The following is a 17,647-nucleotide window of genomic DNA, read 5'->3' as shown; positions in this document are numbered from 1 at the left end:
GGTAGTGGCGTTCGCCACTGGCAATTCCTGAATTCTCCATCCTTTCTGTCACTCACGGAGTGTCCATGCACTACTCATTTACTGAGAAGAAGCGCATTCGCAAGTCGTTCGCGAAGCGCGCCAACGTTCACAACGTTCCCTACCTGCTGGCTACCCAGCTGGAATCCTACGAGAACTTCCTGCAGGCCGAATTCGCTCCGTCCTCGCGCAAGAACGAAGGCCTGCAATCGGCCTTCTCCTCGATTTTCCCTATCGTGTCGCACAATGGTTTTGCGCGCCTCGAGTTCCTGTCGTATGTGCTGGGCGACCCTGCGTTTGACGTGAAAGAGTGCCAGCAGCGTGGCCTGACCTTCGCGTCGCCGCTGCGCGCCAAGGTGCGTCTGGTGATCCTGGACAAGGAATCGCCGACCAAGCCAGTCGTCAAGGAAATGAAAGAGCAGGAAGTCTATATGGGCGAGCTGCCGCTGATGACCACGAACGGTTCGTTCGTGATCAACGGCACCGAGCGCGTCATCGTCTCCCAGCTGCACCGTTCGCCTGGCGTGTTCTTCGAACACGACCGCGGCAAGACCCACTCGTCGGGCAAGCTGCTGTTCTCGGCACGTATCATTCCTTACCGCGGCTCGTGGCTGGACTTCGAGTTCGACCCGAAAGACATCCTGTTCTTCCGCGTCGACCGTCGTCGCAAGATGCCGGTAACGATCCTGCTGAAGGCCATCGGCATGACGCCGGAACAGATCCTGGCGAACTTCTTCGTCTTCGACAACTTCACCCTGCGTAACGACGGCGGCGAACTCGAGTTCGTTTCCGAGCGTCTGCGCGGCGAAGTCGCGCGCTTCGACATCGTCGATCCGAAGTCGGGCAAGACCATCGTCACCAAGGACAAGCGTATCAACGCCAAGCACGTCCGTGACATCGAAGCCGCCGGTATCAAGAGCATTTCGGTGCCGGAAGATTACCTGCTGGGCCGCGTGCTGGCCAAGAACATCGTCGACCAGGACACCGGCGAGATCATCGCCGTGGCCAACGACGAGCTGACCGAAGAACTGCTGGGCAAGCTGCGCGACGCCAGCGTGACCGACATCCAGACCTTGTACACCAACGATCTGGACCAGGGCGCCTACATCTCGCAAACCCTGCGCACCGACGACACCGCCGACCAGACCGCCGCACGCGTGGCGATCTACCGCATGATGCGTCCTGGCGAACCGCCAACCGAAGAATCGGTCGAAGCCCTGTTCAACGGCCTGTTCTACATGCCGGAACGCTACGACCTGTCGGCTGTCGGCCGCATGAAGTTCAACCGCCGCATCGGCCGTGACGAACTGACCGGCGACATGACCCTGTCGAACGAAGACATCCTGGCCGTGATCAAGATCCTGGTCGAGCTGCGCAATGGCCGCGGCGAAGTCGACGACATCGATCACCTGGGTAACCGCCGCGTGCGTTGCGTCGGCGAACTGGCTGAGAACCAGTTCCGTGCCGGCCTGGTGCGCGTGGAACGCGCCGTCAAGGAACGCCTCGGCCAGGCCGAAGCGGACAACCTGATGCCGCACGACCTGATCAACAGCAAGCCGATCTCGGCCGCGATCCGCGAATTCTTCGGTTCGTCGCAGCTGTCGCAGTTCATGGACCAGACCAACCCGCTGTCGGAAGTCACCCACAAGCGCCGCGTCTCGGCACTGGGACCGGGCGGTCTGACCCGCGAACGCGCCGGCTTCGAGGTGCGCGACGTGCACCCGACCCACTACGGCCGCGTGTGCCCGATCGAAACGCCTGAAGGCCCGAACATCGGCCTGATCAACTCGCTGGCTCTGTACGCCCGCCTGAACGAATACGGCTTCCTGGAAACCCCGTACCGCAAGGTCGAGGATTCGAAAGTCACCGACAAGATCGAATACCTGTCGGCGATCGAAGAAGGCCGCTACATCATCGCCCAGGCGAATGCGAAGATCAACGACGAAGGCCAGCTGGTCGACGAACTGGTCTCGGCGCGTGAAGCCGGCGAAACGATCCTGGTCTCGCCAGAGCGCATCCAGTACATGGACGTCGCCCCGGGCCAGATCGTGTCGGTCGCAGCATCGCTGATTCCGTTCCTGGAGCACGATGATGCGAACCGTGCACTGATGGGCGCCAACATGCAGCGCCAGGCCGTGCCTTGCCTGCGTCCAGAAAAAGCCGTGGTCGGCACCGGTATCGAGCGCACCGTCGCGGTCGACTCGGGCACCACCGTGCAGGCCTTGCGTGGCGGCGTGGTCGATTACATCGATGCCGGTCGCGTGGTCATTCGCGTGAACGACGATGAAGCGCAGGCTGGCGAAGTCGGCGTCGACATCTACAACCTGATCAAGTACACCCGTTCGAACCAGAACACCAACATCAACCAGCGTCCGATCGTGCAGGTTGGCGACCGCGTTGCCCGTGGCGACGTGATTGCCGACGGCGCATCGACCGACCTGGGCGAGCTGGCACTGGGCCAGAACATGCTGGTGGCGTTCATGCCGTGGAACGGCCTGAACTTCGAGGATTCGATCCTGATCTCGGAAAACGTCGTCAAGGACGACCGTTACACCTCGATCCACATCGAAGAGCTGTCGGTGGTCGCTCGCGACACCAAGCTGGGCGCGGAAGAAATCACCCGCGACATCTCGAACCTGGCAGAAAACCAGCTGGCGCGCCTGGATGAATCGGGCATCGTCTACATCGGCGCCGAAGTGCAAGCCGGCGACGTGCTGGTCGGTAAGGTCACCCCGAAAGGCGAGACCCAGCTGACGCCTGAAGAAAAACTGCTGCGCGCGATCTTCGGCGAAAAAGCGTCGGACGTGAAAGACACCTCGCTGCGCGTGCCTTCGGGCATGGTCGGCACCGTGATCGACGTGCAAGTGTTCACCCGCGAAGGCATCCAGCGCGACAAGCGCGCCCAGCAGATCATCGACGACGAGCTGAAGCGTTTCCGCCTGGATCTGAACGACCAGATGCGTATCGTGGAAGGCGATGCCTTCGAGCGTCTGGAGCGTATGCTGGTCGGCAAGATCGTCAACGGCGGTCCGAAGAAGCTGGCCAAGGGCGCGGCGATCACCTCGGAATACCTGGCGGACCTGGACAAGTTCCACTGGTTCGACATCCGTCCGGCCGACGACGACACCGCGAACGCGCTGGAAGCGATCAAGGAATCGATCAACGAAAAGCGTCACCAGTTCGACCTGGCCTTCGAAGAGAAGCGCAAGAAGTTGACCCAGGGCGACGAACTGCAGCCTGGCGTGCAAAAGATGGTCAAGGTCTACCTGGCCGTCAAGCGCCGCCTGCAGTCGGGCGACAAGATGGCGGGCCGCCACGGTAACAAGGGTGTGGTCTCGCGTATCGTGCCGGTGGAAGACATGCCGTTCATGGCGGACGGTCGTCCTGCCGACGTCGTGCTGAACCCGCTGGGCGTTCCGTCGCGTATGAACGTCGGTCAGATCCTGGAAACCCACCTCGGCTGGGCAGCGAAGGGCCTGGGCTGGCGCATCGGCGAAATGCTGCAGGCGCAAGCGAAGGCGGCGGATCTGCGCACCTTCCTGGGCAAGATCTACAACGAAACCGGCCGCAAGGAAGACCTGGACAGCTTCAGCGATGAAGAAATCCTGAGCCTGGCGCAGAACCTCAAGAACGGCGTGCCGTTCGCGACCCCGGTGTTCGACGGCGCCCACGAGGAAGACATCCGCCGCATGCTGGACCTGGCGTTCCCGGACGACATCGCTGCCCACCTGGGCATGACGCCGTCGAAGAACCAGGTCACCATGTTCGACGGCCGCACCGGCGAAGCGTTCGAGCGCAAGGTCACCGTCGGCTTCATGCACATGCTGAAGCTGCACCACCTGGTCGACGACAAGATGCACGCGCGTTCGACCGGCCCGTACTCGCTGGTGACGCAGCAGCCGCTGGGCGGTAAAGCCCAGTTCGGTGGCCAGCGCTTCGGTGAGATGGAGGTGTGGGCACTGGAAGCGTACGGCGCATCGTACGTGCTGCAGGAAATGCTGACTGTGAAGTCGGACGACGTGAACGGCCGTACCAAGGTGTACGAGAACCTGGTCAAGGGCGACCACGTGATCGACGCCGGCATGCCGGAATCGTTCAACGTGCTGGTGAAGGAAATCCGTTCGCTGGGTATCGACATCGATCTCGAGCGCAACTAAGCAGGGCCAGCATGGCCGCCAGCCTTCGGGTTAGGCCCGCGCCCTTGACCCGTCGCCCCGGAGCAGTCCGGGGCCTAAGCCCGGTGATATCGCCGGCAAACTTGGATCCCCGCCTGCGCGGGGATGACGCTTTTTAGGGTAAACTAGCGGGTTGGGCAAACGCCGGCGAAAATCGGCGAGAAGCTGGCGGTAGTAGTACTCAGTACAGAATCAATCACCTCTGGAGTGATACATGAAAGCACTGCTCGATCTATTCAAGCAAGTTCAGCAAAACGAGAGTTTCGACGCCATCAAGATTGGCCTGGCGTCGCCTGAAAAAATCCGTTCGTGGTCGTTCGGCGAAGTCAAGAAGCCGGAAACCATCAACTACCGTACGTTCAAGCCCGAGCGTGACGGCCTGTTCTGCGCCAAGATCTTTGGCCCGATCAAGGACTACGAATGCCTGTGCGGCAAGTACAAGCGCCTGAAGCACCGCGGCGTGATCTGCGAAAAGTGCGGCGTCGAAGTTACCCTGGCTAAAGTGCGCCGCGAGCGCATGGGCCACATCGAACTGGCCTCGCCGGTTGCCCACATCTGGTTCCTGAAATCGCTGCCGTCGCGTCTGGGCATGGTCCTGGACATGACCCTGCGCGATATCGAACGCGTGCTGTACTTCGAAGCATACGTCGTCACTGATCCTGGCATGACCCCGCTCAAGAAGAGCCAGATCATGTCGGAAGACGACTACGCCGCCAAGTACGAAGAGTACGGCGACGACTTCACCGCATTCATGGGCGCCGAAGGCATCCGTGAACTGCTGCGCTCGATCGACATCCACCGCGATGCCGAAGCCCTGCGCGTGGAGCTCAAGGAATCGAAATCCGAAGCCAAGATCAAGAAATACGCCAAGCGCCTGAAAGTGCTCGAGGCGTTCCAGCGTTCGGGCATCAAGCCTGAGTGGATGATCATGGAAGTTCTGCCGGTCCTGCCGCCAGAGCTGCGTCCGCTCGTCCCGCTGGACGGCGGCCGTTTCGCCACGTCCGACCTGAACGACCTGTATCGCCGCGTCATCAACCGTAATAACCGCCTGAAGCGCCTGATGGAACTGCGCGCACCAGAGATCATTACGCGTAACGAAAAGCGCATGCTGCAGGAAGCGGTCGACTCGCTGCTGGACAACGGCCGTCGCGGCAAAGCGATGACCGGCGCCAACAAGCGTCCGCTGAAGTCGCTGGCCGAAATGATCAAAGGCAAGGGCGGTCGTTTCCGTCAGAACTTGCTGGGTAAGCGCGTCGACTACTCGGGCCGTTCGGTCATCGTGGTGGGTCCACAGCTGAAACTGCACCAGTGCGGTCTGCCGAAGCTGATGGCCTTGGAACTGTTCAAGCCGTTCATCTTCAACAAGCTGGAACTGATGGGTCTCGCGACCACCATCAAGGCCGCGAAGAAGCTGGTCGAAGTGCAAGAGCCAGTGGTCTGGGACATCCTGGAAGAAGTCATCAAAGAACACCCGGTCATGCTGAACCGTGCGCCTACGCTGCACCGTCTCGGTATCCAGGCGTTCGAGCCGGTCCTGATCGAAGGCAAGGCAATCCAGCTGCATCCGCTGGTCTGCGCGGCGTTCAACGCCGACTTCGACGGTGACCAGATGGCAGTCCACGTGCCGCTGTCGATCGAAGCGCAGATGGAAGCGCGTACCCTGATGCTGGCGTCGAACAACATCCTGTTCCCATCGAACGGCGAACCGTCGATCGTGCCGTCGCAGGATATCGTGCTGGGTCTGTACTACGCGTCGCGCGAGGCGATCAACGCCAAGGGCGAAGGCATGATGTTCCCGGACGTGTCGGAAGTCATCCGCGCGTACGACAACAAGGAAGTCGAACTGGCGACCCGCATCACCGTGCGTATCGTCGAGTTCCCGAAGAACGCCGAAGGCGGCTTCGACCAGACCCTGACCCGCTACGAGACCACCGTTGGCCGTGCGATCCTGTCCGAGATCCTGCCGAAAGGCCTGCCGTTCTCGGTGCTGAACCGCGCGCTGAAGAAGAAGGAAATCTCGAAGCTGATCAACACGTCGTTCCGCAAGTGCGGCCTGCGTGCGACCGTCGTCTTCGCGGACAAGCTGATGCAGTCGGGCTTCCGCCTGGCGACCCGCGCCGGCATCTCGATCGCCGTCGACGACATGCTGATCCCGGACGTCAAGAAGGGCATGATCGCGACCGCCGAAGCCGAAGTGAAACAGATCGAGCAGCAGTACGCCTCGGGTCTGGTTACCGCCGGCGAGCGTTACAACAAGGTCGTCGACATCTGGGGCAAGACCTCGGATGAAGTCGGCAAGGCGATGATGGACCAGCTCAAGATCGAGCCGGTCACCAAGCGCGACGGCACCGAAGGCACCCAGGAATCGTTCAACGCGATTTACATGATGGCCGACTCGGGCGCCCGTGGTTCGGCAGCCCAGATTCGCCAGCTGGCGGGTATGCGCGGCCTGATGGCGAAACCGGACGGTTCGATTATCGAAACGCCGATTACCGCGAACTTCCGCGAAGGCCTGAACGTTCTGCAGTACTTCATCTCGACCCACGGCGCTCGTAAAGGTCTGGCGGATACGGCACTGAAGACCGCGAACTCGGGTTACCTGACCCGTCGTCTGGTGGACGTGACGCAAGACCTGGTGGTGATCGAAGACGATTGCGGCACCAGCAACGGCACCCACATGAAGGCGCTGGTCGAAGGCGGTGAAGTCATCGAAGCCCTGCGCGACCGTATCCTCGGCCGCGTGGCAGGCACCGACGTCGTCAACCCTGAAACCCAGGAAACCCTGTACGAAGCCGGCACCCTGCTGGACGAAGACATGGTCGAAGAGATCGAACGCGTCGGCATCGACGAAGTGAAGGTCCGCACCCCGCTGAACTGCGACACGCGCTACGGCCTGTGCGCCAAGTGCTACGGCCGCGACCTGGGCCGCGGCATGCTGGTCAACAGCGGCGAAGCAGTCGGTGTGGTGGCAGCGCAGTCGATCGGTGAGCCGGGTACCCAGCTGACCATGCGTACCTTCCACATCGGTGGTGCGGCATCGCGCGCAGCAGTGGCATCGTCGGTCGAAGCCAAGTCGAACGGTACGGTCCGCTTCACCGCGACCATGCGTTACGTCACCAACGGCAAGGGCGCGCAAATCGTCATTACCCGTTCGGGCGAAGTGCTGATCACCGACGACCACGGCCGTGAGCGCGAGCGTCACAAGGTGCCGTACGGCGCGACCCTGATCGTCAAGGATGGCCAGACCGTGAAGGCTGGCACCGCCCTGGCGACCTGGGATCCGCTGACCCGTCCGATCATCACCGAATACGCCGGTACGATCCGCTTCGAGAACGTCGAAGAAGGCGTCACCGTCGCACGTCAGGTCGATGAAGTGACCGGCCTGTCGACCCTGGTGGCAATCGATCCGAAGCGTCGTGGTTCGGGCAAGGTGCTGCGTCCGCAGGTCAAGCTGCTGAACGAAGAAGGCCAGGAAGTGAAGATCGCCGGCACCGAACACGCCGTGACGATCGGCTTCCAGGTCGGCGCGCTGATCATGGTCAAGGACGGTCAGCAAGCGACCGTGGGTGAAGTGCTGGCACGTATCCCGACCGAATCGCAGAAGACCCGTGACATTACCGGTGGTCTGCCGCGCGTTGCCGAACTGTTCGAAGCACGTTCGCCGAAAGACGCGGGCATGCTGGCGGAAGTCACCGGTACCGTGGCGTTCGGTAAAGAGACCAAGGGCAAGCAGCGCCTGGAAATTACCGACATGGACGGCAACAAGCACGAGTTCCTGATCACCAAGGACAAGCAAGTGCTGGTGCACGACGGCCAGGTGGTGAACAAGGGCGAGATGATCGTGGACGGCCCGGCCGATCCGCAAGACATCCTGCGCCTGCTGGGTATCGAAGCGCTGGCCCGCTACATCGTGGACGAAGTGCAGGACGTGTACCGTCTGCAGGGCGTGAAGATCAACGACAAGCACATCGAGGTGATCGTTCGCCAGATGCTGCGTCGTGTTCAGATCACCGATGCAGGCGACACCGACTACATCGTCGGCGAGCAGGTGGAGCGTTCGGAACTGCTGGAAGAGAACGACAAGGTCAACGCCGTCGGCAAGCTGCCGGCGCAGTACGAAAACGTGCTGCTGGGTATTACCAAGGCATCGCTGTCGACCGACTCGTTCATCTCGGCCGCATCGTTCCAGGAAACCACCCGCGTGCTGACCGAAGCGGCGATCATGGGCAAGCGCGATGGTCTGCGCGGCCTGAAAGAGAACGTCATCGTCGGCCGCCTGATCCCTGGCGGTACCGGTCTGGCATTCCACCGCGCCCGCAAGGAGAAGGAAGTGTGGGAAGCGGAAGAGCGTCAGGCACTGCTGCAGCAAGAGAAGGCCAATATGGCTGCCGAGCTGCAGGCGATGGAAGACCAGCAGACTGCACAGGCTTCGGCTGAGCAGCATGACGACGGCGAGTGATCGCGTAAGTTGTTAGCGAAAACGGCACCCTGAGGGGTGCCGTTTTTTTTTGCCTGATGGGTCATCGCTTGGGATCGTCAGGGCGGTTTGCTGCGGTGCCACAGGTAGCCGGCAACCAGTCCGGCTACGGCAAGCGCGAAGGCGCCATATGCTTGCAGGTAGTAACCGTTGCCCTGTTCAAGTCGCAGATATAGGCTAACGTCGGGTGAGTGAAGTTCCAGGAGCAGACTGGCAAACCAGATTGCTGCGGGAGCAAAGCAAACTGCGCCAAGCCATGGCCTCAGGCGGGCGGTGAAGAGACACAGAAGCGCTGCAGCCAGGCCCACTTGCCAAAACAGGACAGCAACCGGTTCCTTGTCGCTGACTTCTGCCATCACGATACTGGGGCAGGCGAAGCAGGCAAGCGTCAGTAATATTCGAAGAGAGGGATGCCGCATCCGAAAGTCTTTCGAGCTCATGAAGCAATCAGCATCACGGTGTGCCCAACTGCCAATCGGGGACTGGCCTTCAGTGCGCTTCGTACGAGATACCTCCGCACCGCAGGCAAACGCACCATCCGGGCCAGCAGCCGGTAGCGCACGCTGTTGTCGATCAAACGTGGCTGATAGAGTCCGAACCGAGTCAGCGCGTGGTAGGCCAACGTTGTCGCATGCCAGTCTCTGTGGAAGTCGGCAACGGGTTCGTGCCAGATGTCGACTTCGCGCAAGCCTTCACTGTGGGCCAAATTGGTCAGTGCGCGGTCGGTCCAACGCGTCACGTGATGCGGCGGCATATTGAGCGGAGAGTTCGGTGCGATGGCCAGGAAACTGTCCTGAGCCGGCACGGCGATCATCAGGATTCCACCGGGCTCGAGCGCCTGGACACAGGCATGGAAAAACTGTTTAGGATGCTCGACGTGTTCCAGCACCTGGAAAGCGCACACGACGTCGTAGCGAGAGCCCACGGCGGCATGCTCTTCGACCGGCTGTTTCCTGACGTCTAGCCCAGCCGCACGCGCTTTTTGTATGGCCTCGTCATTGAACTCGAGCCCGGTGTACCGGATCGATTGCGGCAGCCAGCGCCGGAATGCTCCCTTGCCACAGCCGACTTCGAGGACCGAGCTGTCTTGTCGTACCAGCGTCGCCGCCTGGGCGTATTCCGGTTTGTCGTCCTGGTAGTACCAGTCCTGGGTCTGCAGCTGCTCGTAGAAGAGACCATCACCCACGCAGGCTGGATCGAAAAAGCCCAGTTCGCAATGGTGGCAGTGACACAAGGTAATGCTGCCGCTATGAAGATAGGCGCCGACCTCGATACCTTTCTGGCGATAACTGCGGATCAGATCCGCCCGATCGACTGAGTCGACGGCCTCGGTATCATCGGCATGGCATGCTGGACAAATGCGCTCAGGCACAGCGTTCTCTCAGAGTGGAGTTCCGGTCAAACCACGTGGCGTTGCTGGTCAGCTTAGCCAGCGGTGGATGCGCCAATCTGCCCCTCCTCAAACGTGCGCACTTGCGCGTCGGCGAATCGTATTCGATTGCATCCGATCACCGTGGCCCCACGTAACTCATGTATCCCGACAGCACTGAATGAACCCGAACAGAACCGCTGTCGCCAGTAAAACCCAAGTCAGCAGGACGCCCCAATGCATGGGATTGGTCTACACTGAATTGGCTTTTTACTATCCTGTAGATATCTTTGAAGGAGCAAACAATGAAAATGCGATGGATGAGCGCCGTCCTGCTGAGCGCCGTATGCGCTGCCGCCAGTGCCGCCGACAATACCGTGACCCTCAAGCTGGCCACCGAAAAAGGCGATGGCGCCACCGTGGGCACCGTGAAGCTCAGCGAAACCAAGTACGGCGTGGTGCTCACGCCCGACCTCAAGGACCTGACCCCGGGCCTGCACGGCTTCCACATCCACGCCAACGGCAGCTGCGCGCCGAACCAGGCCGACGGCAAGACCGTCCCGGCCGGCGCCGCGGGCGGCCACCTCGATCCTGCCAAGACCGGCAAGCACGGCACTCCATGGGGCGACGGCCACCTGGGCGATCTGCCGGCGCTGACGGTGGATGCAAAGGGCATGGCCACCAACCCGGTCCTGGCCCCGCGCCTGAAGATGTCGGATATCAAGGGCAAGGCCCTGATGGTCCACGTCGGCGGCGACAACCACTCCGATCACCCGGCGCCGCTGGGTGGCGGAGGCGGCCGCATGGCTTGCGGCGTGATCCAGTAAGCCACGACTCGCAGCAGAAAACGGATGGCGGCCCACGGCGCGCCATCCGCCGCAAGGTCGGTCAGTCCGCCCGCAACTGCCCGCGCAGCCACACCAGGCTCGACGCGGCGTAGTTCATCATCGAGATATGCCCATCGCCCGGCTGCCGCCACAGCTCGGCCCAACGGCAGTGACGCGCCAGCCATTCGCTATGCGACGCCGGCACCACGCGATCCTGGACCCCATGCACGAACAGCACCGGACAGGCGATGTGCGAACAATCGAATCCCCACGGCGTCACATAGGCGATATCGTCGTCGATCGCGCCGTCAGGTCCCTTGGCCACCGCCGGTCCCACCACGCTGTCGAACCATGACCACGACCCCGCCAGCGCGTCCCAGTCTTCAAGCGTGAACATCTCGCGGTCGAACGCGAGCCCGAGCGCCTCGTGATGTCCCTTGACCGCGCGCCCCTGCGCCGCCGCGCGCAGCCCCGCCGCCCCGTATGCGCCCATCCCCCTGAACCAGTCGAGTCCCTGCGCATCGGGCGGCGCCAGGCCCGCGATGCTGACCGCACCCACCACCCGCTCGGGCAGCAGGGCGGCGCAAGCCAGCGCATGCGGCCCGCCACCCGAATGCCCCATCACCGCGAAGCGCCTGACGCCCAGCCGGTCGGCGATGCGCTCGACGTCGAAGGCCGCCGAAGCGACGTCCCGCCCGCTGCGTTCCGACGAGCCGCCATAAGCCGGGCGGTCGTAGCCGATCCAGCGCATGCCCAGCTGCGCCGCGAGGGCGAACAGCGGCTCGGGCGGGCGGCCGATGTTTGGCGTGCCGTGGTGCCAGAACACGACAAGCTCCTGCTCGCCGGGCGGCGCCAGGTCGTAGAAGTGCAGCGTGCGGCCGTCGCCGAGCACCAGGTCTTCTTCGCGCATCGTTCGCTCTCAAAAAAGGTCGGCCAAAAAAAACGCGCCGGTGGACCTAGTGTGGTCCTCCGGCGCGTTCATGTCGAGCGCTTGCCTGATTTCTTACTTGGCAGCGCGCGCCTTACCGAACGGATCGCCTTCCTTCCACGCCGGCATCTTCGGCGCGTCGGCCACTGCGCGGCCCAGGTTCAGCGTGTACTGCGCCTGCTGCACCATGCCCGACAGGTCCCAGTTCGGATCGTATTCGTCCGACGCCTGGTGGTACTTGTCGCGGTAGGTCGCGGCCTTGGCGTTGTTGGCTTCGACGTCCTTTACCCAGCTGCGGCCGGCGCCCACCGAGAACGCCGGCACGCCGGCCTTGGCGAAGCTGAAGTGGTCGCTGCGGAAGTAGCCGCCGGCCAGGTCAGGTTTCGCTGGCGCGACGGTCAAACCCATCGCCTGGGCGGTGGCTGCCGCCATCGCGCCCAGTTCGGTGCGCTCGCTGCCCGGCACGCTGACGTCCTTCACCAGGCCCACCCAGTTCAGGCTGTCCAGGTTCAGGTTGGCGGCGGTCTTCGCGATCGGCCACAGCGGCTTGGCGACGTAGGCGGCGCTGCCCAGCAGGCCTTGCTCTTCGGCGGCCACCCATAGGAACATCTGGCTGCGCTTGGCCGGGTGCTTGACGGCTTGCTCCGCCATCGCCAGCAGCGCGCCGGTGCCCGAGGCGTTGTCGACCGCGCCGTTGAAGATGGTGTCGCCCTGGGTGCCCTGCTTGCCCATGTGGTCCCAGTGGGCGGTGTAGATCACCACTTCGTCCTTGAGTTTCGGATCGGTGCCGGGCACGATGCCGGCCACGTTGAACTCTTCGAGCTTGCGTACCTCTGCGCGGGCCGTGCCCTTCAGGCGGGCCTTCAGCGTCACCGGCTTGAAGTTCTTGTCTTCGGCCGCGGCGCGCAGTTTATCGAGGTCCTGGCCGGCGGCGGCGAACACCTTGCGCGCGGTGTCATCGGTCATCCAGCCCTGCAGGCCGGTGCCGACCTTGCCTTCGGTGAGCTGGAAGCGCTCGGCGTTGGCCCAGCTGTTCTGCACCACGCTCCAGCCGTACGAGGCCGACTTGTCGGTGTGGATCAGGATGGCGCCGGCTGCGCCCTGGCGCGCCGCTTCCTCGAATTTATAGGTCCAGCGGCCGTAGTAGGTCAGGCCTTCGCCGTTGAAGCGGTTCGGCTCCGCCGCGGTCGGCAGCGGATCGTTCACCATCATCACCAGCACCTTGCCCTTCAGGTTCATGCCCTTGAAGTCGTTCCAGCCGCCTTCTTCCGGCGCCACGGTGCCGTAGCCGACGAAGACCAGGTCCGCGTCCAGCTTGTGGTCGGCCTTGCCGTCGCCCGGGCCCCAGACCCAGTCAGCGCCGAACTGCAGCGGCAGCGCCTTGCCGCCGGCGGTGATCGCGATGTCGCTCTTGGCCGGCAGCGAACGCACGCCGGCGATCTTGACCGCCTGGCGGAAGCTGCTGCCGTTGGCCGGCTTCAGGCCGGCGGCCTTCGCCTGCGCCTCGAGGTAGGCGACGGTCAGCTCGCCGCCGCGCTGGCCGGTGCCGCGGCCTTCCATGGCGTCGGACGACAGGTGGGCCAGGTGCGCGCGCAGCGGCGCTTCCTGGACGTTTTGCACGTTCTGGGCATAGGCCGGATAGGCCAGCGCCAGGCTGCCGGCGAGGGCGGTGAGGACGAGGGAAGAGACGATCTTGTACATAAAATCCTGCGACTTGAGTTGATCGGGAAGGGCACGTTCGTGGCGTGCGCGGAACATTCTATGACAAGTTCTCAATAAAATCGCAGGATATCGGTCGACATCGTCATTCCCGATTGTTCCCGTAAATACGGGGCGCCTTGCTCGCGCGACGGTAGCAGATGCCGCGGCACGCCGGGCATGCGCTCCTGCACCGTGATCGCGAAAATCTCGTCCGGCGCGCTCTCGATCTCGAAGTGCAGCATCCGGTCTTCCATCCCGTACAGCGACAGCATCCACGGCGCCTCCTTCGACGTGAGCGGCACGCCGTCGAGCCGCGAGCGCAGCGCCTTGGCGCCCGACATGCGCAGCTCGATGTGCGGCGCGCGGTTTTTTGAACGCACAGTGAACGTGCCGCGCCGCACCTTGCCGACGGTGTTGAGCAGGGCGAAGCATTCCGGGAAGGCGATCGCGTCCTCGCGCGGCGCCTCGGCATACCACTGGCGCGGGCTGTTCCAGCCGAAGACTTCGACGAAGATGGTCGGCTGGCGGCCGGGGAACAACTGGTGGCGCCAGTCGTCGAGCGGTTGCTCCGGCAGCAGCCAGTAAGCGCGCCAGGTATTCGCGTCCTTGTAGTAGACCAGGCGTTCGAGGCCATCGGATGTGGACGGCAGCGCGATGCGCGGCGCCGCCTGTCCCGGCAGGGCGAAGCAGCTTGCGGCCAGCAGCGCCAGCGCGGCGGCGACGGCCGGCGCCATGCGCAGCACCAGCAGCAGGCAAGCGAAGCACAGCATCGGCAGCGCCATCAGCATCGGCGGCAGGTACATGTGGTGCGGCGCGAGCAGCAGCCAGGCATCGCGCAGCGCAGACGGAAACAGCGCGGCGGCCGGCGCCAGCCCGGCCACCAGCACCAGGAGGCGCGGGGCGAAGGCCTGGCGCTGACCCCAGCGCGACTGCAATACCAGGAAGGCGGCGAGCGCCGCCGCCAGCGGCCAGGCCAGCACGTAGGCGGCGCCGGGCAAGAAGAAGACGACCAGCAGCAGCGTCAGCGCGGGCCAGGCCAGCGCGCCGAGCACCATCGCCGCGGCGCCGACGCTGCGCCGGAACAGATACAGCCCGGCGACGAAGACGCAGCTTGCCACGACCAACACCATCAGCGGCAGGCGCTGCTCGCCCGCGAGGCCGGCGGCGGCCACCTCTTCGCGCCAGGTCCAGCTGCCGACGCGCACCACGAGCAGCAGGAAGCACACGCCGAACACGCCTTGCGCCGCCTCGACCGCGCCGTCCGCGCCGAACAGGCGGCGCCAGGCGAAGCCCAGCATCAGGCAGGACAGGATCGTCGGCGCCCAGGCGAGCCACGCCGCGTGCTGCACCAGGCCCACGACGGGCAGCGAAAAATAGGCGGCGGCCGTCTGCGCCCCGCGCTCGAGCGGCGTGTCGCCGTAGGCTCGCGCCAGGCGCAGCATCGCGTCGCCCAGCTGCCGCGGATCGGCTTCGCCGCCGGCGAACAGCAGCACCGGCGTATCGAGCGCCGCCAGCGGACCGATGTGCGGCGCGTCGTTCAGCATGCGCGCCAACGTCGTCTCGAGCGAGGAGCCACGCAGCTCGGGCGCGGCGCGCATCCAGCCGGACAGCGCGGCGCCGCCCGCGCCGCTGGTCTCGACCATGCGCAGGCCCCCGTCGCCGGCAGGATCGAACTTGAGCGCCAGGCCGATGTTCGGGGCCAGCGGATGCTGTTCGACGAAGCCCTTGGCGCCCAGCGCGCCGACGTGGTGGCCGTCGGCGAACAGCAGCACGACGTCGTTGGCGGGCGGCGCGGTGCGCAAGAAGCGCGCCGTTTCGAGCAGGGCCGCCATGGTGGCGGCGCCGCGCGCGGCATCGCGCCCAGCGTTGCCGCTGTCGTAGTGCGCGGTGAGCAGCAGCGCCGGGCGGCGGCCAGCATCCGGCGCGCTGCCGGGAATCCTGGCGACGACGTTATGGACGACGCCGACCGTGTTGTGGATGGCGCCGAAGTAGTAGACGACCGACTTGCGCACCGTGGCGCGCTGCACTGCCGGCGCCAGGCCCATCGCCCGCAGCTGCGCCGCCAGGTATGCGCGCGCCTGGGCATTGCCTTCGGTCGCGATCGAACGCGGCCTGGCCGCGAGCACCCGCATGTGCTCCTGCACGCGGGCGTTCCAGCTGCCGGCCGCGATCTCCGCCTTCGGCTCGGGCGGTGCCTGTCGCGTCAACGCCATCCAGCCCAGGATGACCAGGACGGCCAGTCCCAGGCAGCCGGCAAGGGCGTGCATGAACCCGGTGAGACGTATCGCCGGTATTGCTGCGCTCGTTGCATCCATGTGTTCTCTCTCCATTGTTGTTGTGAGCGGATGTCGCCCGCGCAGGCGTCTATGCACCTGTCAAAGGAACGAAAAAGCCGGGCGAAAAAAAGCCCGCCGGATGAAGAGGGGCGGGCTGCAAGAGGAAAAGGGGCTTACTCGAGTGTCCAGACGTAGGCGAGCTGCGCCCATCCGGCTTCGGCTGTGCCGCCGTTCATCGCCGGCTGGAATTTGCACAGGCTCAGGGCGTGCACGGCGGCGCGATCGAGTTCACGCGAGCCGCTGGAAGACTGGATGCGCGAGTCCTGCACCCGGCCATCGGCCCCGACCAGCAGCGCCAGGGTCACGGTCCCGGTCTCGCCATTGCGCGCAGCGCGCACCGGATAGTCTGGTTTGGCGCAGCCGTTGGCGTCGGCCAGCACGGCGCTGCGCATCTGGCCGCTGTTTGACGACGGCGCGGCGGCGGGCTGCGGCGGAGCCTCGGACTGGGTTTGCTGGGCCGGTTCGGGCGCTGGCTCCGTGCTTGCCTCCATCACCTGCTCGAGCGGCGGCGCAGGCACCTCGACTTCCACCTCCGGCACCACGATGTCGGGCGGTGCGGCCTTGGCGACGGGTTTCGGTGGCTCCGGCGGCGGGGCAGGTGGAGGAACCTCGGGCTGGATCCACACCAGCTTGTCTTCGAGCATGGCGGGCAGCGAGATCGACTTGGCGTTCATCGTGCTGATGACGCCCATCGCCACCAGCACGTGCAGGCCGGCCACCAGGGCGAATTTGCCGGCCTTGCCGCCGGCGCCTTGATTGATGTCAGAAAAATGCATGGCAACCTCCTTTATTCGTCCTGGGACCCCTCGGGATGGCCAAGTTTACTACCTTGGAAGAATGCATATCTACAGCTCGTTGGAATCAATATATGCTATGTCATAGCAATTTGCAAATCCATAATCTAGTAAATTTGTTTCTGGTTGTGTGTGCGACAACGTACCAAGCAAGCCCATCCGTAGGGTGGACGACTTCGCCATCCACGCGTCCAGCGAAAGGAAGCGCCCCAAAAATACGGACCGGAGCGCACAAAATCTCCCCGCCTTTCCATTCGCTTCCCCGCCCGTTGTATGAAATAATTCCCAACTGTGCCGTGGCTTTTCGCCCGGCCAACGCAACGCCAGACACTGGCAACGCACACCGGCCACGCGCCAGGAGAATCAAATTGGCAGAACAGAACAAACCCATCCGCGTCATGCTCGCGGATGATCACCCGATCGTCATGACCGGTTTCGCCATGTCGCTGGAAGCGGCGGGCATGCAGGTGGTGGGGCAGGCCAAGACCCCGAGCGAGGCGACCGCGCTGTACGCCGCCGAGCACCCCGACGTCGCCGTGCTCGACATGCGCTTCGGCACCGAGCTGACCGGCATGGACGCGGCCCAGGCCATCCTCAAGTCCGACCCGGCGGCCAAGATCGTCTTCCTGAGTCAGTTTGACCAGGACAGCCTGATCAAGGAAACCTACCGCCTCGGCGCCCACGCCTTCGTCACCAAGGATTGCGACCCGGCCGACCTGGCCACCGCCGTGCGCCACGCCCACGAGGGCAAGCTGTACTTCCTGCCGCATATCGCGTCGCGCCTGGCCAGCATGGCAGTGCGCGGCGAAGTCACGCCGCAGTCGCAGCTCGACGAGCGCGGACTCGAAATCTTCAAGCTGATGGCCGAGGGCATGACCAATGCCGAGATCGCGGAGCGGCTCGACCTGTCGACCAAGACCATCAGCAACATCAGCCAGTCGATCAAGGAAAAGCTGGGCGTGCACCGCCAGGCCAGCATCACCCTGCTGGCGGTCAAGCACGGCCTGATCGAGCCCTGACGC

At 63.9% G+C, this 17,647-nt stretch carries 10 protein-coding genes; 4 read left to right on the top strand and 6 right to left on the bottom strand.

The genetic code is table 11. The features are described 5' to 3' along the window. Nucleotides 1–65 precede the first annotated feature (65 nt). Nucleotides 66–4,175, top strand: coding sequence for a DNA-directed RNA polymerase subunit beta (rpoB, locus tag LO55_RS05820; protein WP_005663627.1), 4,110 nt, complete (start codon nt 66–68; stop codon nt 4,173–4,175). A gap of 232 nt (nt 4,176–4,407) precedes the next feature. Beyond that, nucleotides 4,408–8,652: a DNA-directed RNA polymerase subunit beta' gene (gene rpoC / locus LO55_RS05815; protein WP_005663626.1), complete on the top strand. Its 4,245-nt coding sequence runs from the start codon at nt 4,408–4,410 to the stop codon at nt 8,650–8,652. Nucleotides 8,653–8,729: 77 nt separating this feature from the next. Here rpoC and LO55_RS26205 read toward each other — a convergent pair whose 3' ends face one another. Both LO55_RS26205 and LO55_RS05810 read right to left on the bottom strand, forming a co-directional pair. Continuing rightward, a complete protein-coding gene (locus tag LO55_RS26205; RefSeq protein ID WP_143054458.1) occupies nt 8,730–9,110 on the bottom strand; it encodes a hypothetical protein in 381 nt (126 codons plus the stop codon). Beyond that, nucleotides 9,107–10,042, bottom strand: a complete 936-nt coding sequence (locus LO55_RS05810; protein WP_083415185.1) for a class I SAM-dependent methyltransferase — start codon at nt 10,040–10,042, stop codon at nt 9,107–9,109. Before LO55_RS05810 ends, LO55_RS26205 begins: the two co-directional genes overlap by 4 nt. Before the next feature lie 302 nt (nt 10,043–10,344). Here LO55_RS05810 and sodC point away from each other — a divergent pair, with 302 nt between their 5' ends. After that, complete coding sequence (gene sodC, locus LO55_RS05805) at nt 10,345–10,866, top strand: superoxide dismutase family protein (RefSeq protein ID WP_005663610.1); 522 nt, start codon at nt 10,345–10,347, stop codon at nt 10,864–10,866. Nucleotides 10,867–10,927: 61 nt separating this feature from the next. On the opposite strand, the gene LO55_RS05800 is transcribed toward sodC, so the two are convergent. The 4 genes from LO55_RS05800 to LO55_RS05785 form a co-directional block, all read right to left on the bottom strand. After that, nucleotides 10,928–11,776 (bottom strand): alpha/beta fold hydrolase, encoded by an 849-nt coding sequence (locus LO55_RS05800; RefSeq protein WP_071360776.1) that lies wholly within the window; start codon nt 11,774–11,776, stop codon nt 10,928–10,930. A 93-nt stretch (nt 11,777–11,869) separates the two neighbouring features. Further along, the gene (locus LO55_RS05795; RefSeq protein ID WP_071360775.1) at nt 11,870–13,495 is read right to left on the bottom strand and encodes a M28 family peptidase; all 1,626 of its coding nucleotides are present in this window, start codon (nt 13,493–13,495) and stop codon (nt 11,870–11,872) included. 71 nt (nt 13,496–13,566) lie between these two features. Then, nucleotides 13,567–15,810, bottom strand: coding sequence for a M28 family peptidase (locus LO55_RS05790; protein WP_071360774.1), 2,244 nt, complete (start codon nt 15,808–15,810; stop codon nt 13,567–13,569). 134 nt (nt 15,811–15,944) lie between these two features. Then, on the bottom strand, nt 15,945–16,607 hold the full coding sequence (locus LO55_RS05785; protein WP_071360773.1) for an energy transducer TonB: 663 nt from the start codon (nt 16,605–16,607) through the stop codon (nt 15,945–15,947). 386 nt (nt 16,608–16,993) lie between these two features. Between LO55_RS05785 and LO55_RS05780 the strand changes: the two genes are divergently transcribed. Then, the gene (locus LO55_RS05780; RefSeq protein ID WP_005663603.1) at nt 16,994–17,644 is read left to right on the top strand and encodes a response regulator; all 651 of its coding nucleotides are present in this window, start codon (nt 16,994–16,996) and stop codon (nt 17,642–17,644) included. The last annotated feature ends 3 nt before the right edge of the window (nt 17,645–17,647 follow it).

Origin of the sequence: Massilia timonae (assembly GCF_001866515.1) — a bacterium.
Lineage (GTDB): Bacteria > Pseudomonadota > Gammaproteobacteria > Burkholderiales > Burkholderiaceae_D > Telluria > Telluria timonae.
The sequence above is the reverse complement of the archived record's forward strand: the minus strand, read 5'-3'. Positions and strand labels throughout refer to the sequence as shown.